Origin of the sequence: Aurantiacibacter odishensis, from assembly GCF_003605195.1 — a bacterium.
GTDB classification, from domain to species: domain Bacteria; phylum Pseudomonadota; class Alphaproteobacteria; order Sphingomonadales; family Sphingomonadaceae; genus Alteraurantiacibacter; species Alteraurantiacibacter odishensis.
Genome location: NZ_QYOS01000025.1, coordinates 500,451 through 518,898, shown reverse-complemented (window position 1 = coordinate 518,898; position 18,448 = coordinate 500,451). Strand labels below are relative to the sequence as shown.

Annotated in this window: 20 protein-coding genes; 14 read left to right on the top strand and 6 right to left on the bottom strand. The window is 62.8% G+C overall.

The window, feature by feature from the left end:
- The first annotated feature begins 140 nt into the window (after nucleotides 1-140).
- Genes D4Q51_RS14445 through D4Q51_RS14435 form a run of 3 tightly spaced genes read left to right on the top strand, consistent with a single transcriptional unit; the run spans nucleotide 141 to nucleotide 2,998 of the window.
- A complete protein-coding gene (locus D4Q51_RS14445) occupies nucleotides 141-869 on the top strand; it encodes an SDR family oxidoreductase (RefSeq protein ID WP_120078520.1) in 729 nt (242 codons plus the stop codon).
- Nucleotides 869-2,017: an alpha-hydroxy acid oxidase gene (locus D4Q51_RS14440; RefSeq protein WP_120078519.1), complete on the top strand. Its 1,149-nt coding sequence runs from the start codon at nucleotides 869-871 to the stop codon at nucleotides 2,015-2,017. Before D4Q51_RS14445 ends, D4Q51_RS14440 begins: the two co-directional genes overlap by 1 nt.
- 21 nt (nucleotides 2,018-2,038) lie before the next feature.
- Nucleotides 2,039-2,998: a PDZ domain-containing protein gene (locus D4Q51_RS14435; RefSeq protein ID WP_162925347.1), complete on the top strand. Its 960-nt coding sequence runs from the start codon at nucleotides 2,039-2,041 to the stop codon at nucleotides 2,996-2,998.
- Here D4Q51_RS14435 and D4Q51_RS14430 read toward each other — a convergent pair.
- Nucleotides 2,995-3,516 (bottom strand): flavin reductase family protein, encoded by a 522-nt coding sequence (locus tag D4Q51_RS14430; protein WP_120078517.1) that lies wholly within the window; start codon nucleotides 3,514-3,516, stop codon nucleotides 2,995-2,997. The two genes, D4Q51_RS14435 and D4Q51_RS14430, sit on opposite strands and share 4 nt — an antisense overlap.
- Before the next feature lie 104 nt (nucleotides 3,517-3,620).
- Between D4Q51_RS14430 and ribB the strand changes: the two genes are divergently transcribed.
- The 4 genes from ribB to D4Q51_RS14410 all read left to right on the top strand — a co-directional run bounded on the left by ribB (nucleotide 3,621) and on the right by D4Q51_RS14410 (nucleotide 6,690).
- Nucleotides 3,621-4,925: a 3,4-dihydroxy-2-butanone-4-phosphate synthase gene (gene ribB, locus D4Q51_RS14425; RefSeq protein ID WP_120078780.1), complete on the top strand. Its 1,305-nt coding sequence runs from the start codon at nucleotides 3,621-3,623 to the stop codon at nucleotides 4,923-4,925.
- Nucleotides 4,925-5,344 (top strand): 6,7-dimethyl-8-ribityllumazine synthase, encoded by a 420-nt coding sequence (gene ribH, locus D4Q51_RS14420; RefSeq protein ID WP_120078516.1) that lies wholly within the window; start codon nucleotides 4,925-4,927, stop codon nucleotides 5,342-5,344. Before ribB ends, ribH begins: the two co-directional genes overlap by 1 nt.
- Entirely contained in the window at nucleotides 5,341-6,297 is a 957-nt protein-coding gene (locus tag D4Q51_RS14415) for an aldo/keto reductase (RefSeq protein WP_120078515.1), read from the top strand. Before ribH ends, D4Q51_RS14415 begins: the two co-directional genes overlap by 4 nt.
- A gap of 144 nt (nucleotides 6,298-6,441) precedes the next feature.
- Nucleotides 6,442-6,690 (top strand): hypothetical protein, encoded by a 249-nt coding sequence (locus D4Q51_RS14410; protein WP_120078514.1) that lies wholly within the window; start codon nucleotides 6,442-6,444, stop codon nucleotides 6,688-6,690.
- A 51-nt stretch (nucleotides 6,691-6,741) separates the two neighbouring features.
- Here the strand turns inward: D4Q51_RS14410 and eno are convergent, their stop codons facing one another.
- Entirely contained in the window at nucleotides 6,742-8,028 is a 1,287-nt protein-coding gene (gene eno / locus D4Q51_RS14405; RefSeq protein WP_120078513.1) for a phosphopyruvate hydratase, read from the bottom strand.
- Between the two features lie 148 nt (nucleotides 8,029-8,176).
- Between eno and D4Q51_RS14400 the strand changes: the two genes are divergently transcribed.
- The 5 genes from D4Q51_RS14400 (at nucleotide 8,177) to D4Q51_RS14380 (ending at nucleotide 10,400) form a co-directional block, all read left to right on the top strand.
- On the top strand, nucleotides 8,177-8,707 hold the full coding sequence (locus tag D4Q51_RS14400; protein ID WP_120078512.1) for a hypothetical protein: 531 nt from the start codon (nucleotides 8,177-8,179) through the stop codon (nucleotides 8,705-8,707).
- A 6-nt stretch (nucleotides 8,708-8,713) separates the two neighbouring features.
- Nucleotides 8,714-9,175 (top strand): hypothetical protein, encoded by a 462-nt coding sequence (locus tag D4Q51_RS14395; RefSeq protein WP_120078511.1) that lies wholly within the window; start codon nucleotides 8,714-8,716, stop codon nucleotides 9,173-9,175.
- The gene (locus D4Q51_RS14390) at nucleotides 9,168-9,533 is read left to right on the top strand and encodes a hypothetical protein (protein WP_120078510.1); all 366 of its coding nucleotides are present in this window, start codon (nucleotides 9,168-9,170) and stop codon (nucleotides 9,531-9,533) included. The genes D4Q51_RS14395 and D4Q51_RS14390 overlap by 8 nt, the downstream gene beginning before the upstream one ends.
- A gap of 27 nt (nucleotides 9,534-9,560) precedes the next feature.
- Nucleotides 9,561-10,052 (top strand): hypothetical protein, encoded by a 492-nt coding sequence (locus D4Q51_RS14385; protein ID WP_120078509.1) that lies wholly within the window; start codon nucleotides 9,561-9,563, stop codon nucleotides 10,050-10,052.
- Between the two features lie 108 nt (nucleotides 10,053-10,160).
- Nucleotides 10,161-10,400, top strand: coding sequence for a DUF4170 domain-containing protein (locus tag D4Q51_RS14380; protein WP_120078508.1), 240 nt, complete (start codon nucleotides 10,161-10,163; stop codon nucleotides 10,398-10,400).
- Nucleotides 10,401-10,472: 72 nt separating this feature from the next.
- Here D4Q51_RS14380 and greA read toward each other — a convergent pair whose 3' ends face one another.
- The 4 genes from greA to carA form a co-directional block, all read right to left on the bottom strand.
- The gene (gene greA, locus D4Q51_RS14375) at nucleotides 10,473-10,940 is read right to left on the bottom strand and encodes a transcription elongation factor GreA (RefSeq protein ID WP_120078507.1); all 468 of its coding nucleotides are present in this window, start codon (nucleotides 10,938-10,940) and stop codon (nucleotides 10,473-10,475) included.
- Between the two features lie 113 nt (nucleotides 10,941-11,053).
- A complete protein-coding gene (gene carB, locus D4Q51_RS14370; RefSeq protein ID WP_120078506.1) occupies nucleotides 11,054-14,377 on the bottom strand; it encodes a carbamoyl-phosphate synthase large subunit in 3,324 nt (1,107 codons plus the stop codon).
- Nucleotides 14,377-14,700, bottom strand: a complete 324-nt coding sequence (locus D4Q51_RS14365) for a ribonuclease E inhibitor RraB (RefSeq protein ID WP_162925346.1) — start codon at nucleotides 14,698-14,700, stop codon at nucleotides 14,377-14,379. Before D4Q51_RS14365 ends, carB begins: the two co-directional genes overlap by 1 nt.
- Nucleotides 14,697-15,875: a glutamine-hydrolyzing carbamoyl-phosphate synthase small subunit gene (gene carA / locus D4Q51_RS14360; RefSeq protein WP_120078504.1), complete on the bottom strand. Its 1,179-nt coding sequence runs from the start codon at nucleotides 15,873-15,875 to the stop codon at nucleotides 14,697-14,699. The genes D4Q51_RS14365 and carA overlap by 4 nt, the downstream gene beginning before the upstream one ends.
- A 153-nt stretch (nucleotides 15,876-16,028) precedes the next feature.
- Here carA and D4Q51_RS14355 point away from each other — a divergent pair, with 153 nt between their 5' ends.
- The gene (locus tag D4Q51_RS14355) at nucleotides 16,029-16,481 is read left to right on the top strand and encodes a GatB/YqeY domain-containing protein (protein WP_120078503.1); all 453 of its coding nucleotides are present in this window, start codon (nucleotides 16,029-16,031) and stop codon (nucleotides 16,479-16,481) included.
- A 56-nt stretch (nucleotides 16,482-16,537) separates the two neighbouring features.
- Nucleotides 16,538-18,445 (top strand): DNA primase, encoded by a 1,908-nt coding sequence (gene dnaG / locus D4Q51_RS14350; RefSeq protein WP_120078502.1) that lies wholly within the window; start codon nucleotides 16,538-16,540, stop codon nucleotides 18,443-18,445.
- Nucleotides 18,446-18,448 lie beyond the last annotated feature (3 nt).

Below are 18,448 nucleotides of genomic sequence, written 5' to 3'. Positions count from 1 at the left end.
TGTCTCCCCGTTGCCGCTGATGCGAAGCGTGCAGACTAGGCAAAGAATTGCGAATGCCAAGACCCGTTCTGAAGCGATAGCATGTTGACTTGGTCCACGCTCATTCGCCAACAGGCAGTGGATATGGGAGAGCAAAGTCAATGAGCATTCTTGATGGCCGCGTTGCGGTGGTGACGGGAGCGAGTTCTGGCATTGGCGAGGCCTGTGCGGTCGAATTCGTGAATAAGGGCGCGAAAGTGGTGCTTGCCGCCCGCCGTCAGGACCGCCTCGATGCACTTGTGGAGAAGCTGGAAGCGCTGGACGGCGAGGCGCTTGCCGTCGTTACCGACGTGACCAGCGAAGCGGATGTCGAGCGGTTGTTTGCCAAGGCAGTGGAGCGGTTCGGCACGGTCGATGTGCTGATCAACAATGCCGGCATCGCCGAGAACACGCCGGTCCACGAGTCCTCGCTGGAACACTGGCACAAGGTCATAGACACCAACCTTACGAGCGCATTCCTGGGAGCCAAGCATGTCTGGCCGATCTTCCTGAAGGGTGGCCATGGCCGCATTGTGAATGTCGGATCGATCTCGGCCAAAGTGCCCCGCAGCGAGTGCCCCAGCTATACCGCCAGCAAGTTCGGCCTGCAGGGTCTGACCCACGCGCTGGCGGTGGACGGCCGCGATAACAACATTGCCGTTTCCATCTTCCATCCCGGCATCGTGGCAACCGAGATCATGCCGGGTTCTGTGAAACTGCCCGATAACTTCGCGGCCACGCCGGAGGAGATCGCCGAGGTCATTGTCCATATGTGCGACCTGCCCGACCACCTGAACTTCTACGAAGCATTGGTGGTGCAGAACAAACTGCCGTTCCTCGGCCGCGGATAGTGGGCAGCCTACAAGACTGCTGGAATATCGAGGACCTGCGCAAGCTGGCGCGCAGGCGTTTGCCCCACGGCGTGTGGGAATACCTGGAGCGCGGCGTCGAGGACGAGACCGGCATGACGCGCAATCGCGAGGCGTTCGAGCGGATCACCTTCCGCCCGCGCGTGCTGCGCCACGTTGACCGGATCGACTTCTCCACCAGCCTGCTCGGCTCTGCCAGCGCCTTGCCCTTCGCCATCGCGCCAACAGGTGCTGCAGGCATGATGTGGTATCGCGGCGATCTCGCCTTGGCCAGGGCAGCGGCGAAAGCGGGCATCCCCTTCTGCATTTCCAGCGCCAGCACGATGGATGTGGAGGAGTTCGCCGAAATCGAGGGCACGCGCTGGTTCCAGCTATACATGTGGGAGAACCGCGAACTTTCGTTCGACGTCGTTCGCCGCGCCCACGAGGCGGGCTGCGAGGCGTTGTTCGTCACGCTCGACCTGCCCGTGCCGCCCAACCGCGAATATCTGTGGCGCAACGGCTTCGGAATGCCGTTCCAGCTCAACCGCCGGAATGTGACCGATATGCTGGCGCATCCGCGCTGGTTTGCCAGCGTCGTCGGGCGTTACATGCTGGAAGGCGGACTTCCGCAGCAAGCGAACCTCCCGCACGAAATGAAACACTCGGTGGTACGCGGTGCCAAGCCCGGTGCCTTGTTCAAACAGGACAACCTCGACTGGGAGGACGTTAAGAGGCTGCGCGACATGTGGCCGGGCAAGCTCGTCCTGAAAGGCATCCTCCACCCTGAAGATGCCTGCCTGGCGCAGCAAGCGGGTGCTGACGGGGTCGTGGTGTCGAACCACGGCGCGCGGGCGCTCGACCATTCGATTGCCGCCATCGATGCGCTGCCCGAGATCGCCGCCGCCGTAGGGGGCGGTATGAGCGTGCTCCTCGACAGCGGCATCCGGCGCGGCAGCGACGTGGTAAAGGCGCTGGCGCTAGGCGCGGAAGGAGCAATGGTCGGCCGGGCAACGCTCTACGGCATGGCAGCTGCGGGCGAGCCGGGAGCGACGCGGGCAATCGAACTGCTGAAGGACGAAACCTCGCGCACGATGGCAATGCTCGGCCTCACTTCCTTGGCGCAAATCGACAGCAGCGCGCTGGCGTGATTGCTGCTAGGCGCCGACGCGATGAAATGCTTGCTCGCCATGTTGCTGCTGTTGCTTCCCGCCGCCTCATTTGCGCAGTCTAGCGAGGAATTGGCCGAACAGGACTTGCGTCTCGCCCGGATTGCCGACGCCATGCTAGTGGGTAATGCGAAGCTGTGTCGTCAGACGATGCCGGTCACGGGGATAATCCTCCACAGCGCGGACCAGTATGGCGATGGAGCGCAAGCTCTCTTCGCAGGTGGCCCGCTGGCAATCGCCGAAGTCGTGTCGGGCTCAGCCGCAGATCAGGCAGGTCTTCGCGCCGGAGACACAATTGCCGCGATCAATGGCACGCCCGTCAGTCACCTCAGCCCGCAAGGGGAAGACCACTTGCGCGAACTGGCGTTCTTCCTGCTTGCGGATACGATCGAAAACGAGCCGATCGCCCTCACCGTGGTTCGCGACGACGAAGTACTAATGACCAATTTCAGCGCCCCGAACGGCTGCCGTTCGCTGGTCGAGATACTGGTGGCAGACGGCCCCAAGGCCCTCTCCGACGGGCGCGTGATACAGTTGCAATACGATTTCGCCACCAGTCTGACGGACGAGCAGATGGCCGTCGTTCTCGCGCACGAACTGGCGCATACAGTGCTGGAACACCGCCGGCGAAAGGAAGCGCTCGGGATCGACAATGGCAGCATCATGCGCCACTTGGGGCGCAATCAGCAGGTGAACCGGCGGGCCGAGGTGGAAGCTGACCGGTTGTCCGCACACCTTCTTGCCAATGCAGGCTACGATCCGATGCTCGTGCCACAGTTCTGGCAGTCGCCGGAAGGGATCCGTGCGGGCGGAGGATCTATGCCGAGTTTCGTTTATCCCTCCCAATCCGCACGTGCGGAAATCGTGGAGAGGGAAATAGCGATGTTCCTGCCTTCGCGCCGCGGGCCAAGCTGGCCCGGCCACCTTCTCGAACTGCGGGACCGCAGCCTGGCTGCCGATTAGTCGCCGTGCTCAGAACGCTGCGGCGCTGCGCTGATGTCTATGTAATTACGATCGAAGTAGGTGAGCGGCGTCGCATCCTGCCGGTGCTTGGCCGCCAGCAGCTCCCCGATAAAAATCGTGTGCGTGCCGAAGACATGACGATGCACGGTGCGGCAAACCAGGCTTGATTGTGCGGAAGTTAGCATCGGGGTGCCGTGATGGTCCTCCCATTCGCCCACCGCGAAGCGATCGGCATGAGGGATCATGAAATGCTCGGCCACATCGCGGTTGCCGAGGCCCAGCACGTTCACGCAAAAGCGTTCCGCCCTCTCCAGCGGGTCATGCAACGAGGCCGTGCGATTTACGCAGACGAGCAGCGAAGGCGGTTCGAAGCTTAGCGAACTGACAGCAGTTGCCAGGATTCCGTAGCGATTGCCGTTGTCGATCGTAGTGACTGCATAGACCGTAGCGGCAACATGGCGCATCGCTTCTCGAAAAGCGTCGACCAGGTCGGCTTCGCTCTGTCCCACATCGCTCATAGCCGCTCTTTGAAGCGTGGCGAGTCGCGGTGCAAGAGCGAATTTGCACAAGCAATGTGACACGCCTGACTTGCGATCACACTATAGTGTGATACATGCCGCGCATGAGCGACATCATAATAGCCCGAGTCCGCGAGATCATCGCGGAAGGAAAAATGACCCGCGCCGGCCTTGCCCGCGCTGCCGGCCTTCATGCCAACACCCTGCGCGATTGCAACGAGGAAGGTTGGAACCCAACCAGCGAAACCCTCGGCAAGCTCGACCGCTTCCTGACGGAGAACGACGATTCCCCCGTCCTCGTCGGCATCGAGGAGATTATAGAGGAAGCGCGCAACGGCCGGATGTACATCCTGGTCGATGACGAGGACCGCGAGAACGAAGGCGACCTCATCATCCCCGCACAGATGGCCACGCCCGATGCGATCAACTTTATGGCGACCCATGGACGCGGCCTCATCTGCCTCTCCCTCACCCGCCGCCGCGGCGAGGAATTGGGCCTGCAGATGATGAGCAACCGCAATCGCGAGAGCCAGCAGACCGCCTTCACCGTCGCCATCGAGGCGCGCGAGGGCGTCACCACCGGTATCAGCGCAGCAGACCGGGCGCGGACCGTTTCTGTCGCCATCGATTCATCCAAGGGACCGGACGATATCGTCACCCCCGGCCACGTCTTCCCGCTGATTGCCCGCGAAGGCGGCGTGCTGGTGCGTGCCGGGCATACCGAAGCGGCCGTTGACATTTCGCGCCTCGCGGGCCTCAATCCCAGCGGCGTGATCTGCGAGATCATGAACGAAGACGGCTCGATGGCGCGGCTGGAAGACCTGATCCGTTTCGGTCGCAAGCACGGCATGAAGATCGGCACTATCCGCGACCTCATCGCCTATCGCCGCAAGCACGACCACATCGTCGAGAAGCGTGAGGAAGAGCGTTTTACCAGCCACTGGGGCGGCGACTGGCGCGCGGTCAGTTTCTATAACACCGCCACGCGTGGCGAGACGCTGGCGCTGGTGAAAGGGCATATCGACAGCGAGAAGCCCACGCTAGTGCGGATGCATGCCCTGTCGATCTTCGACGACGTGTTCGCCCGCGATTCACAGCGCAGCGGTCTGCTTGAAGGCGCGATGCGGATCATTGCGGAGGAAGGCTCCGGCGTGGTCGTTCTGATAAACCGCCCCAACCCCGACTACGCCTCGCGCGCGGTGCGCACGCTGGCGAACAGGGTCTCTCGCGAGCAGCCGCCCGTTACCGAGGAGCAGCGCGATTATGGCGTTGGCGCGCAGATCCTTACCGAACTGGGCGTTAGCGACATGGTGCTGCTCACCAACACCAGCCATTCGCTGGTCGGACTGGACGGATATGGCCTCTCCATCGTAGGCGAGCGTCCGATCGATACCGAGGAGAACGATTGATGGCCCGCTTTCTGATCGTGGAAGCCCGCTTCTACGGCCACCTGAACGACATGCTGATCGAAGGCGCGAAAGCCGCGCTGAAGGATGCGGGGCATGATGCAGACGTCCTTACCGTGCCCGGCGCTCTGGAAGTGCCCGGCGCCGTCGCGATGGCTGCCGAGAGTGGACAGTACGATGGCTTCGTCGCAATTGGCGTGGTGATCCGCGGGGAGACCTATCACTTCGAGATCGTCGCCGGGGAAAGCGCCCGCGCGCTGATGGCGCTGACGATGGACGGTATCGCTATCGGCAACGGCATCCTGACGACCGAGAACGAGGAGCAGGCCCTCGTCCGCGCAGACCCGGCGCAGAAGAACAAGGGCGGCGAGGCGGCTCAGGCCGCGATCCGCCTACTGGAACTGCGTGAGGAGTTCGCATGACTTCGCATGGCTTTATCGCCGGACTGCCGCTGGTACTTGGCGGCAACGTGTTCGGTTGGACTGCCGATGGCGACGAAGGTTTCGCCGTGCTCGATGCCTTCTACGAGGCCGGTGGGCGGATGATCGACACTGCCGACGTCTACTCGGCTTGGATCGACGGACACGAGGGCGGCGAATCCGAAGCCTACCTCGGCAAGTGGCTGGCCTCTCGCGGCGTGCGCGACGACATGCGCATCCACACGAAAACCGGCATGTTGAGCAAGAAAAAGCCAAGCAATCCCGGTTCCATGGGCGATCCGGACCTCTACAAACCAGAGGAAGTGCTGGCCCACCTCGATGCTTCGCTGGATAGGCTTCAGACCGATTATGTCGACCTGTACTACGCGCACCGCGATTACGAAGAGCTGGAGATCGGCGAGATCGTCGATGCTTTCAATGGCGCGGTCGACACCGGCAAGGTGCGGGCGCTCGGCGCGTCCAATTTCAACGCCGACCGGCTTGGCAAGGCTCTCGACCATGCCGACGCCGCGGGCAAGGTGGCCTTCTCCGCCTTGCAGAACGAATACAACCTGGTGGCGCGGGATTCCTACGGCCCGGACCTGCAGGCGATGTGCACCTCGCGCGGTATCGCGATGCTGCCCTTCTTCGGGCTTGCTGCGGGCTACCTCACCGGCAAGTACCGCAAGCCAGAGGACTTCGAACAAGGCAATCGCACCCACCGGGTCAGGGACTACGCGGAAAGCGGTCCTCCGGTACTCGCCGTGATGGACGAGATTTCCGCCGATACCGGCGCCAGCCTTCCAGCCATCGCCCTTGCATGGCTCGTCCGCCAGCCCGGCATTCCCGCCCCCATCGCGAGTGCCCGCAACCTCGACCAACTGGAATCGCTGCTGGAATTCGCCCGCATTGGCCTTTCCGACGATCAGGTTTTCCGATTGACTAACGCCTTGTAGGAGCGAAGATCGATCACACTGCGGTGTGACGATTAGCAGGACGGCAAGGGTCCGATCTCGGACAGAGCGGTGCCGGGAGGCGCCATGAACTGGTCTCGTGCAGTCCATACGGAACCGGATCGCGGTTTGCGCGCTCAATCGCGCATGGATGGACCACTCGAATGGATCGCCGCCGTCGGCACGATGATCGCGGCATCACTCATTGCTTTCGACCTCGGCAGGCGCGCAACGGCCTGGGGCTTCGTGTTGTTCTGCGTCGTCTCGATTACGTGGATCGTCTCAGGACTGACCGGCGGATCGATGCCGATCGCGGCGATGAACTTCGTCCTGTTGCTGATTAACGCCTGGGGCGTGTGGCAGTACTGGCTCCACCCGAAGAACAGCGACGGCTAGGTCCATCAAGGCTGCACCCCGCGCGTAGCGAAGGTGCAGCCTTCAAGCGCCCTACCCTAATTTAGCGAAGCAGCCGCGCCCGGCGTATTTCGCGCTGTCGCCCAGTTCTTCCTCGATGCGGATGAGCTGGTTGTATTTCGCCAGCCTGTCGGAACGGGCGAGCGAGCCGGTCTTGATCTGGCCGCAGTTGGTAGCAACCGCGAGATCGGCGATCGTGGCGTCCTCGGTCTCGCCCGAGCGGTGGCTCATCACCGAGGTGAAGCCTGCGCGGTGCGCCATGTCCACGGCAGTCAGAGTTTCGGTGAGCGTGCCGATCTGGTTGACCTTTACCAGCAGCGAGTTGGCCATGCCCTGCTCGATGCCCATCTTCAGGCGCTCCGGATTGGTTACGAACAGGTCGTCACCCACCAGCTGCACCTTGTCGCCGATCATCTGGGTCAGCGCTTTCCAGCCGTCGAAATCGTCTTCGGCCATGCCGTCCTCGATCGACTTGATCGGATAGTCCTCGCACAGTTTGGCGAGATAGGCGGCCATTTCGTCACCCGTCAGCGAGAGCTTTTCGCCCGAAATCTCGTACTTGCCGTCGCGGAAGAACTCGGTGGAGGCGCAGTCCAGCGCCAGCACCACGTCGTCACCCGGCGTGAAGCCCGCTTTCTCGATGCTGGTCATGATGAAGTCCAGCGCGTCGCGGGTGCTGGCAAGGTTGGGCGCAAAGCCGCCCTCGTCGCCCACCGATGTCGCCAGACCCTTTTCGGAAAGGCCCTTCTTCAGGGTATGGAAGATCTGGCTGCCCCAGCGCACGGCCTCGGCAATCGAGTCTGCGCCCACCGGCATCACCATGAATTCCTGCACGTCGATCGGGTTGTCGGCATGCTCGCCGCCGTTCACGATGTTCATCATCGGCACCGGCAGCAGGTGGGAGGAAACGCCGCCGACGTAGGCCCACAGCGGAAGCCCGCGCGCGTTCGCCGCCGCCTTGGCCACGGCCATGCTGACACCCAGGATGGCGTTCGCGCCCAGCTTGCCCTTGTTGGCCGTGCCGTCGAGGTCGATCAGGGCCATGTCGATATCGCGCTGGTTCTCCGCATCGGGGCCCAGGACGAGGAGCTCGGAAATCGGGCCGTTCACCGCCTGCACGGCCTTTTTAACGCCCTTGCCGAAGTAGCGATCCTTGTCCCCATCGCGCAACTCCACCGCTTCGTGCGCGCCGGTTGAGGCACCCGAGGGAACGGCGGCGCGGCCGAAGCTGCCGTCTTCCAGCAGGATATCCACTTCCACCGTGGGATTGCCCCTGGAATCGAGAATTTCGCGGGCGTGAATATCGATGATAGCGGTCATGGAAACGGGCTCCTAAGGTCGTGGTCGCACGCCTCCTATCGCCCGGAACTTTGCACTGCAACACGCGTTGAACTATTGAACCGGGGTGTCTTAGCCCCATAATACATCGAGGGACACCAAACGAGTGATCTCAGGAAGGGAAACGACAATGGCAGCCAAGAAACCCGCAACCACGACGAAGGCTCCTGCCGCAGAACCCGAAACGGTAGCGACCACTTCCAAAACCACCTCCCCCAACACTGCCGAAGCCAAGTCGCGCTTCAACGCTGCGCTTGATGAAGCGAAGGCCGGTGCCGCTGCTCTTGGCGACGAAGCCAAGGCGCGCGTCGGTGCCTACCGCGAGAAGGCGAAGTCGGGCAGCAAGGACTGGTCGACGGAAGCCAAGTCCACTGCTGGCAGCCTTGCAAATGAAGGCAAGCACAAGGCCAGCGAAGCCATGACCGGCCTTTCGCGCGTGATCGACGAAAACGCCGCCTCGCTCGACGAGAAGCTGGGTCCGAAATACGGCGATTATGCCCGCAATGCATCGAAGTCGCTGCAGGATAATGCTCGCAAGCTGGATGAGAAGAGCCTGGACGAACTGGCCGAGGAATCGCGCGAAGCGATCCGCAAGAGCCCCGCTGCCGCGGTCGGCCTCGCCGCGCTGGTCGGCTTCCTCTTCGCGCGCCTGTTCCGCTAAGTCGCGGTGCAAGCCACGAATGAATACAGCGGCGTAGACCCGCTGCACGCCAGCGAGACTACGCCGGGCGCACCGTACCCGCAGGATGACCCGGCTTTGGCCGAAGATAATGCTGCGGGTACGCGCTCGCTTGCAGACGATCTGGAAGCTCTGGTCGAGGATGCCCGCATCTACCTTGATGCAGAACTGTCCTACCAGAAGACCCGCGCCGGCTTCGTTGCCGACAGGCTGAAGAAGACCATCGCATTCGGCGCAGTCGCGGCTTTTCTCGCCGTACTTGCACTGATTGGCCTGACGGTGGGCCTTATCATCGCGCTGACGCCCCTCATCACGGCCTGGGGTGCGACCGCCGTGGTCGTCCTAGGCATCCTCCTTATCGCTTACCTGTTGGTACGAAAGGCTGGCCAGGCATGGAATTCGATGATGGGTGCGATGAAAGACAAAGAGGAGCAGGCAGATAATGGCTGACCTCGAACACCAGCTTCAGCAGGATCGCGCTTTGCGTAATGCCGCCAAGCGCCTGGTAAAGGCCGATTTCGGTTTCGTGAAAGGCGACATGGCGCAGAAGGGCCTCGGCGGCCGGATTGCAGGACGCGCAAAGGACGGCGCGGCAGACATTGCTGAAAGCACCGCAGACTACGCCAGCGAACACCGCCTTCAGGTCGGCACGGGAATTGCCGTGGCCGTCGCTGCCTTCGCAGGATGGATCTTTCGCGACCGCTTGGCCGATGCCGTCTACAACCTCTTTCACGAGAAGGGTTTGATGGAACAGGCGGCTGATAAGGCGGAACAATTGGCCGAAGATGCCCGTTCATTATTTGATTGAACCAAACAACTACCCGGAGACATCCCGATGAACGATCCGAAACGTGCCGAAATCAAGGCCCGCATCGCTGCCGCACAAGCGCGCGAAGAGGCCAAGCGTGAACAGTCCACCACGCGTAAGGTTGCCGACAAGGCATCCGAAGCGGGTGACGCTTTCACCAGCTTCGTGAAGGAACACCCGATTGCCGCCACCGCCGGTGGTCTTGCTCTGGGCATCCTCGTCGCGGGCATGTTCAAGGGCCCGCGCCGCGCAGCCGTTCGTGGTGGGACCAAGGCCGTTGGCCTCGCTGCCATCGGAGCCGAAATCGCCTCCGCCTTCGCCAGCGAACTGCTGGACGATGCGAAGGACGTGGGCCGTTCGGGCGCACGCCGCGCGGAAGACATGGGTGACGCCATCGGCGACCGCGCTCGTTCAATCCGTCGTAACGCCAACTATCAGGCAGACCGTGCCGGCGATGCCGCGCGGATTGCAGGACGCGAAACGGGCAAGCGCATCGCTCGCGCCTTCCGCCGACACTGATAGCTACGTTCACAAGCTTTAAGGGTTACAAGTCCCCTTGCGCTCTGGTGCTGATCGCCTAGAGCCGAGGGGACTTTTCATTTCACTCGTTACCGAAAGGCCCCTTGCATGTCCGAAGAGCACGAACAGCAGCTTCTCCACATGGTCATCGGCGGCCGCGTGGTCGATCCGCGCGGCGCGGAATTCCAGGACCTCAAGGATATCCACGTGGTCGGCTTTTTCCCGGACTATTCCACCGCTGAGGAAGCCTGGCGCGGCTGGGCGCAGCGCACCGTGGACGATGCCGAGATGAAGTACGTGATCGTCCACCTGCACAAGCTGCTGGAGCCGGACCTGCCCGGCAAGTGATCGCGCTATTGCCGGAATACAAAAAAGCCCCGCATCATGCGGGGCTTTTCGTATCCAGCGCTATGTTGCAGCCTATTTGAACTCGATCTTGTCGATCAGGTAGAACTTCTCACCGCTCGGCACGGTCACTTCTACCTCGTCGCCCACGCTTTTGCCGATCAGGGCGCGCGCGAGCGGGCTTTCGTAGGAGACGCGGCCGCGCTTGGCGTCGCTCTCCGCCTGGCCCACGATCTGGTAGGTCACCGGCTTGTCGTCCTCGTCCAGCAAGGTGACGGTGGCACCGAACACCACCTTGTCGCCCGAAAGCGTGGCGGGATCGATGATCTGCGCGCGGCTGGTCTTGTCTTCCAACTCGGCAATCTGGGCCTCCACCTGGCCCTGCCGCTCCTTGGCGGCGTGGTATTCGGCGTTTTCCGAAAGGTCGCCATGCGCGCGCGCTTCCTCAATCGCATCGACGATCTTGGGGCGTTCCTCACGCAATGCCTTCAGGTCCGCGGTCAGCTTTTCGTAGCCTTCCGCCAGCATCGGCACTTTCTGCATTCTATTCCCTGCTTTCTGGTCTTGCCGTTTGGCCGCTCCCGTCAAAACGGCCCCGCCCCGCCCTACCGGGCGGCTGCAAAGGCCGGAATGGGGGAGAAATGAGTGTCTAGTCGCTACCCATAATAGTCCTGCAGCGAACGCACTTCAAGTTCGTCTGCATTTACGGATACGATGGCGTTGGCGGCGGCCGCCGAAGCAGCGGCGGTGGTGTAGTAGGGAACCTTCATTTCCAGCGCCGATGCGCGGATGGACTGACTGTCCTTGTGGCTCTGCCAACCTTCGGTGGTGTTGAACACCAGTGCCACTTCGCCATCGCTGATCTTGTCGACGATGTGCGGGCGGCCCTGCGCCACCTTGTTCACCTGCTCCACTGGAAGACCCTGCTCCTTCAGGTAGTCCGCCGTGCCGCCTGTCGCGATCACGTCGAAGCCAAAATCCACCAGTTGCTTCACCGGGCCGACGATGGCGGCCTTGTCGCTATCCTTCACGGAAACGAACAGGGTGCCCGCCTTGGGCAACTTGCTGCCTTCGGCAATCTGCGCCTTGGCGTAGGCGGTGGCGAAATCGCGGTCGATGCCCATCACTTCGCCGGTGCTCTTCATCTCCGGGGTCAGCACGGGGTCCGAACCGGGGAAGCGGGCGAAGGGGAACACGGCTTCCTTCACGGCCACGTAGTCGAGGTCACGCTTGATCTTCGGCAAGTCCGCCAGCATCTCGCCCGCCATCACGCGCGCGGCAATCTTGGCGATCTGGGAGCCGCTGGCCTTGGCGACGAAGGGCACCGTGCGGCTGGCGCGCGGGTTCACCTCGATAAGGTAGACCTCGCCGTCCTTCACCGCGAACTGCACGTTCATGAGGCCGCGAACCTTCAGCGCGCGGGCGAGCGCGTCGGCCTGGCGCTCCATCTCGTCGATGATGTCCTGCGGCAGGCTGTAGGGCGGCAGCGAGCAGGCGCTATCGCCCGAGTGCACGCCGGCTTCCTCGATGTGCTGCATGACGCCTGCGATCACCACGTCGGTGCCGTCGCACAGCGCGTCGACATCGCATTCGATGGCATCGCGCAGGTACTGGTCCACCAGTACGGGGCTGTCGCCCGACACTTCCACGGCAGTGTTGATGTAATTGATGAGCTGCGCGTCGGAATCGACGATCTCCATCGCGCGACCGCCCAGCACGTAGCTGGGGCGCAGCAGCACGGGGTATCCGATGCGGTGCGCCACGGCGAGCGCCTCCTGCTCCGAATAGGCGATGCCGTTTTCGGGCTGCTTCAGCTTCAGCTTGTTGACCAGCTTGGCGAAGCGTTCGCGGTCTTCGGCAAGGTCGATGGCATCCGGACTCGTTCCGAGAATGGGTATACCCGCCTGCTCCAGCGGTCCGGCCAGCTTCAGCGGGGTCTGCCCGCCGAACTGCACGATCACGCCTTTCAGCTTGCCCTTGCTATGCTCGACGCGCAGGATTTCCAGCACGTCCTCTGCCGTCAGCGGCTCGAAATAGAGACGGTCGGAGGTGTCGTAGTCGGTGGACACCGTTTCCGGGTTGCAGTTGACCATGATGGTCTCGTAGCCCGCCTCGGAAAGCGCGAAACAGGCGTGGACGCAGCAGTAGTCGAACTCGATGCCCTGCCCGATGCGGTTCGGACCGCCGCCCAAAATCACCACCTTCTCGCGGTCGCTCGGCCAGGCCTCGTTCTCGGGCTCGCCGAACGATGGAGCCTCGTAGGTCGAATACATGTAGGGCGTGATCGCCTCGAACTCGGCGGCGCAGCTGTCGATGCGCTTGAACACCGGCAGCACGCCCAGCTTCTGGCGCAGCTTGCGCACCTCGTCCTCGCTGGTGGCACCCGCCATGGCGCGCAGGGCATCGTGCAGCAGGCCCGAACGCTTGGCCTGCGTCTCGCCGAGACCGCCTGCCACGCCCACGGAGCGGACAGCGAGCGTGGCCAGCCGCTTGTCGGAAAAGCCCATGGCTTTCAGTCGGCGCAGTTCGTCTGCCGTGTTCGGCAGGCCCTCGGCCCCGATCATCTTCTCTTCGTAGATGATCTCCTCGATATGGCGAAGGAACCACGGATCGTAGAAAGTGATCGCCTGCACTTCCTCCACGGTGAAGCCTTCGCGGAAAGCCTGCGCGATGTTGAGAATGCGATCCGGTGTTGCCTGGCTGAGCGCGGCGGTGATGAAATCGTGGCTCTTGCCTTCCAGCTCCGGCATGCGGTTGAAGCCGTCGAGTCCGGTCTCGAGGCCGCGCAGCGCCTTCTGCATCGATTCCTTGAAGTTGCGGCCGATGGCCATGACCTCGCCTACCGATTTCATGGCAGTCGAGAGATGGTTGTCCGCGCCCTTGAATTTCTCGAAGGTGAAGCGCGGGATCTTGGTGACGACGTAGTCGATGGTCGGCTCGAAGCTTGCGGGCGTTGCGCCGGTGATCTCGTTCGTCACCTCGTCCAGCGTGTAGCCCACGGCCAGCTTCGCCGCGACGCGCGCGATGGGGAAGCCGGTAGCCTTGGATGCGAGCGCAGAGGAGCGCGAGACGCGCGGGTTCATCTCGATCACGATCAGGCGGCCGTCTGCGGGATTGACCGCGAACTGCACGTTGGAGCCGCCCGTCTCCACGCCGATCTCGCGCAGCACCTCGATGCTGGCGGTGCGCATGATCTGGTATTCCTTGTCCGTCAGCGTCAGCGCTGGGGCGACGGTGATGGAGTCGCCGGTGTGAACGCCCATCGGATCGACGTTCTCGATGGCGCAGATGATGATGGCGTTGTCGTGCTTGTCGCGCACGACTTCCATTTCGTATTCTTTCCAGCCGAGCAGGCTTTCCTCGATCAGCACCTCTGTCGTGGGGCTGGCGTCGAGGCCGTTCTTCACGATCCGCTCGAACTCGGCCTTGTTGTAGGCCACGCCGCCGCCGGTGCCGCCCAGCGTGAAGCTGGGACGGATGATGGACGGCAGGCCGGTGCGCTCAAGCACCTCGTAAGCCTCGGCAATGGTGTGCGCCACGCCGCTGCGCGCGCTTTCAAGGCCGATCTTGTCCATCGCCTCGCGGAAGCGCTGGCGGTTCTCGGCCTTGTCGATGGCATCGGCCTTCGCCCCGATCATCTCCACGCCGTGTTCCTTGAGGACGCCCATCTCCTCCAGCTTCAGCGCGCAGTTTAGCGCCGTCTGCCCGCCCATCGTCGGCAGCACCGCATCGGGCTTTTCCTTGGCGATGATCTTGGCGACGATTTCCGGCGTGATCGGCTCGACATAGGTCGCGTCGGCAAATTCCGGGTCGGTCATGATGGTGGCCGGGTTGGAATTGACCAGGATGACGCGGTAGCCGTCTTCCTTAAGCGCCTTGATCGCCTGGGTGCCGGAATAGTCGAACTCGCAGGCCTGCCCGATGATGATCGGACCGGCGCCAATGACGAGGATGGAGGAGATGTCAGTGCGTTTGGGCATTATTGCGGCTTCTCTATTGATGTTTCCCAGCCATCGTAGTCGGCAGCTGTGCCTTCCAGTGCTGCTTCAATTTCGTTCGTCATCGCGATGATGGCTTCATCCGATGTCGGTTGAGTTCTGGACGCGAGAATGGACCATTCCTCCCCATCCCTCTCGGGAATGGTGTCGTCCCAGTTATCAGCCAATCGGTCTGCAACTTTGTTTAGGTCGTCTTGAGAGCCATAAATCCAGATTCTGATCTCTCTAGGGATTGCTGGATGGTCTCCACCTTCCCGCAATGAAGACAGAACGGCCTTATCGGCTGGGATGAGTTCTGTCCTCACCCCAACATCCCCACGAACTTTTCGAACAGGTAGAAGCTGTCCTGCGGTCCCGGCGAGGCTTCCGGGTGGTATTGCACCCCGAAGGCCCGCTTGCCGCTGATCGCGATGCCGCAGTTGGAGCCGTCGAACAGCGAGACGTGCGTCTGCTCCACGCCTGCGGGCAGGGTGTCGCCGTCGACTGCGAAGCCGTGGTTCATCGAGGTGATTTCCACGAGGTCGCGGGTTTCGCCCCAGCTTTCACCCACGCGCTGAACCGGGTGGTTCGCGCCGCGGTGGCCCTGGTGCATCTTCACCGTCTTCGCGCCCGCTGCCAGCGCCAGCATCTGGTGGCCGAGGCAGATGCCGAACAGCGGCATGTCCGCCTCCAGCAGCGCCTTGATCACCGGCACCGCATATTCGCCCGTCGCCGCCGGGTCGCCGGGGCCGTTGGAAAGGAACACGCCGTCGGGCTTCAGTGCCAGGATATCCTCCAGCGAGGTTTTCGCCGGAACCACCGTGACCCGCGCGCCCGCCTTCACGAGGTTGCGGAAGATGTTGTCCTTGCTGCCGTAGTCGATGGCGACGACGTGGGGTTTTCCCTCGCGCTCCGCCGTGCCGTAGCCGTGGCCCAGCCGCCAGTAGCCGCCTTCCCAGTCCTCCTGGTGCTCGCGGCTGACGCGCTGGGCAAGGTCCATGCCTTCCAGCCCGGGCCATTCCTGCGCGCGTTGCAGCAGCGCGTCGAGATCGAAATTGCACTTGGGATCGTGGGCGATCACCGCGTTGGGCGCGCCTGACAGGCGGATGCGGCGGGTCAGCGCGCGGGTATCGACGCCGGCAAGACCAATCTTGCCCATCTTCGCCATCCATTCGACGAATTCCGCTTCGGAGCGGAAATTGGACTGGCGCGTCACTTCCTCGCGAACGATGCAACCCACCGCGCCCTCGACACGGCTTTCGAAGTCTTCCTCGTTCGTGCCGACGTTGCCGATGTGGGGGAAGGTGAAGGTGACGATCTGGGCCGCGTAGCTCGGGTCCGTCATCACTTCCTGGTAGCCCGTCATCGCGGTGTTGAAGCAGACCTCGCCTACCGCGCTGCCGGTGGCGCCGAAGCCCTTGCCCCACACAATGGTGCCGTCGGCAAGAACAAGAACACCCGTTGCTCCCTTGGGCGCAGACGAAGAGGCGAGAAAGGCCATGGGTGGCTCCCGTTGAATCAGTGGACCGACAATGTGTGCTAAGTCCCAGCCGCTATAGGCCAGTCCGCCCCCCGTCAAGCGCGAGGCTTGGCTTTATTTTTCCCGGCCCTACATGGGGCCTCGAAACTTCAATCTTTTGCACACGAGAGCACCATGATCCGCGACACCATCAAGGCCGAAACCGTCACCGCCATGAAGGCGAAGGACAAGGAACGCACCGCCGCGCTGCGCCTGATCTCCGCCAAGATCAAGGACCGCGATATCGAGCAGCGCACCAAGGACGACGTTGCCGACGACGATGCGCTGGTGATCGACGTTTTGCAGAAGATGGCCAAGCAGCGCCGCGAATCGATCCAGATGTACGAGGACGGCGGCCGCACCGAACTCGCCGAGCAGGAAAAGGGCGAGCTGGCCGTGATCGAGGAATTCCTGCCGCAGCAGATGAGCGAAGCCGAAACCAAAGCCGCGATCGAGCAGATCAAGGCGGACACGGGCGCCGAGGGCATGAAAGACATGGGCAAGGTGATGGGCGAACTGAAGGCCCGCCACGGCACGCAGCTCGACATGGGCCGGGCCAGCGGCTGGGTGAAGGAATCGCTCAGCTAGGGAACTATCCCCAGCCCCCTCTCGCGGCGAATCGCCTGCGCGGTTAGGATGCGGCCATGGCGCTCTCTCCCCAATGGCTGGATGAACTCAAAAGCAGGATCACGCTGTCCACGCTTATCCAGCGGACGGTGAAGCTCCAGCGCGCCGGACGGGAGTGGAAAGCCTGCTGCCCGTTCCATTCGGAGAACACGCCCAGCTTCTACGTCAACGATCAGAAGGGTTTCTACCACTGCTTCGGCTGCCAGCAGCACGGCGGCGCGATCGACTGGATGATGGAGCAGCACGGCCTCCCGTTCATGGATGCCGTGAAGGAACTCGCTTCCGAAGCCGGTATGGAAGTTCCCGCCCCCGATCCGCGCGCGGCGCAGCGGGCGGAACAGCGTGCAACCCTGCACGACGTGATGGCCGCGGCGCAGGACTGGTTTGTGGCGCAACTCGCATCGCCCGCCGGGCAACAGGCGCGCGCCTATCTCGAACGGCGGGGGCTGAACGAACACACGATCCGCCGCTTCGGCTTTGGCTGGGCGCCGGACGACAAGCAGGCGATCAAGAAGGCACTGGAAAAGTTCGACGAGCGGCTGCTGATCGAGGCAGGGCTGCTGATCGAGGTCGAGGACAAGGTGCCCTACTCGCGCTTCCGGGGCCGCGTGATGCTGCCCATCCAGGATGCGCGCGAACGGGTAATCGCGTTCGGTGGACGTATCTTGGCTGATCGTGAAGGCGTTGCGAAGTATCTCAACAGCCCGGACACGCCTTTGTTCGACAAGGGCCGCACGCTCTACAACCTGCACCGCGCCGCTGCCGCCTCACGCAAGACCGAGCGCGTGATCGTGGCCGAGGGCTACATGGACGTGATCGCGCTCGCTGCTGCCGGGATCGAGGATGCCGTCGCCCCGATGGGCACGGCGCTCACCGAACAACAGATCGAACTGCTCTGGCGCATGGCGGACAAGCCGGTGCTGTGTTTCGACGGTGACAAGGCGGGCACCCGCGCCGCCATGCGTGCTGCCGAACGCGCCCTGCCCCTCCTACGCCCCGGCCACTCACTACGCGTCGTCCAGCTTCCGACCGGCCTCGACCCGGATGACCTCATCAAGCGCGACGGGCGCAAGGGCATGGACAAAGTGCTGGAGGAGCCGAAGTCGCTGCTGGACCTCGTCTGGGAGCATGAGCGCGACGCGTCCCCCCTCGCCTCTCCCGAGGACAAGGCCGGGCTAAAAGCGCGCCTGATCGAGCATACAGAGGCCATCCAGCACCCCGATATCCGCTCGCTCTACCGCCGCGAACTGCTGGAGCGATACGGTGCTTTTGCCTATCCGCCTCGAGAGTTCCAGAAACGGGGCGATTTCCAAAAGAGCGGCTTCCGAGGCAATCGTCCGTTCGATCGCAACGCGCCCCAGCGCACCCCGCCCGACGTCGCGCAGCGCCTGCGCAAGGCCACGACCGGAGCCTTTCGCGACATGCTCACCGCCGCCGTCCTTAACGGGCTGGCGCGGCATCCGGGTGAGATCCATCGCCACGCCGATGCCCTGCTGGGTCTGTCCAGGGGTGATGCGAAATTGGCGCATGCTGTGAATTTTCTTCTCGATCACGCCCAAGAGCTTGAAGCGAGCGCAAATTCGCCCATATCTGGCCAAGACAACCTGCCGCCTGCACCGGATAACACCAGATTTTCCTTCCTGATGGAAGGCCACGATCCGGACGAGGCGCGAGAGGATCTGGCCGAAGCCGTTGCCCTGCTGGTCGAAAGGCCCGCACTCGAAGCGGCTATTGCAGAGGCCACGCGTCGCTTCGATACAGACCCCGAAGGCGCGTTTGCGGAGCAGCAACGCTTGCGCAAACGAAAGCTGGAAATCGATTCGCGACTCGGGCAAATGGCAAGAAAACGCGCCGCTTCGGAGGCGCTGGACAAAGACGATGTAGCCGCCAGCGAAACTACGGCGGCCGAACAGGAAACGGATTGACAA

Coding starts and splice junctions, on each gene's coding strand:
- eno (WP_120078513.1), bottom strand. CDS start 8,028: ATGACCGCTATCATCGATATTCACGCCCGCGAAATTCTCGATTCCAGG.
- D4Q51_RS14445 (WP_120078520.1), top strand. CDS start 141: ATGAGCATTCTTGATGGCCGCGTTGCGGTGGTGACGGGAGCGAGTTCT.
- carA (WP_120078504.1), bottom strand. CDS start 15,875: ATGGCCTTTCTCGCCTCTTCGTCTGCGCCCAAGGGAGCAACGGGTGTT.
- greA (WP_120078507.1), bottom strand. CDS start 10,940: ATGCAGAAAGTGCCGATGCTGGCGGAAGGCTACGAAAAGCTGACCGCG.
- carB (WP_120078506.1), bottom strand. CDS start 14,377: ATGCCCAAACGCACTGACATCTCCTCCATCCTCGTCATTGGCGCCGGT.
- D4Q51_RS14385 (WP_120078509.1), top strand. CDS start 9,561: ATGAACGATCCGAAACGTGCCGAAATCAAGGCCCGCATCGCTGCCGCA.
- D4Q51_RS14380 (WP_120078508.1), top strand. CDS start 10,161: ATGTCCGAAGAGCACGAACAGCAGCTTCTCCACATGGTCATCGGCGGC.
- ribH (WP_120078516.1), top strand. CDS start 4,925: ATGGCCCGCTTTCTGATCGTGGAAGCCCGCTTCTACGGCCACCTGAAC.
- D4Q51_RS14410 (WP_120078514.1), top strand. CDS start 6,442: ATGGATGGACCACTCGAATGGATCGCCGCCGTCGGCACGATGATCGCG.
- D4Q51_RS14400 (WP_120078512.1), top strand. CDS start 8,177: ATGGCAGCCAAGAAACCCGCAACCACGACGAAGGCTCCTGCCGCAGAA.
- D4Q51_RS14355 (WP_120078503.1), top strand. CDS start 16,029: ATGATCCGCGACACCATCAAGGCCGAAACCGTCACCGCCATGAAGGCG.
- D4Q51_RS14415 (WP_120078515.1), top strand. CDS start 5,341: ATGACTTCGCATGGCTTTATCGCCGGACTGCCGCTGGTACTTGGCGGC.
- ribB (WP_120078780.1), top strand. CDS start 3,621: ATGAGCGACATCATAATAGCCCGAGTCCGCGAGATCATCGCGGAAGGA.
- dnaG (WP_120078502.1), top strand. CDS start 16,538: ATGGCGCTCTCTCCCCAATGGCTGGATGAACTCAAAAGCAGGATCACG.
- D4Q51_RS14430 (WP_120078517.1), bottom strand. CDS start 3,516: ATGAGCGATGTGGGACAGAGCGAAGCCGACCTGGTCGACGCTTTTCGA.
- D4Q51_RS14390 (WP_120078510.1), top strand. CDS start 9,168: ATGGCTGACCTCGAACACCAGCTTCAGCAGGATCGCGCTTTGCGTAAT.
- D4Q51_RS14435 (WP_162925347.1), top strand. CDS start 2,039: ATGAAATGCTTGCTCGCCATGTTGCTGCTGTTGCTTCCCGCCGCCTCA.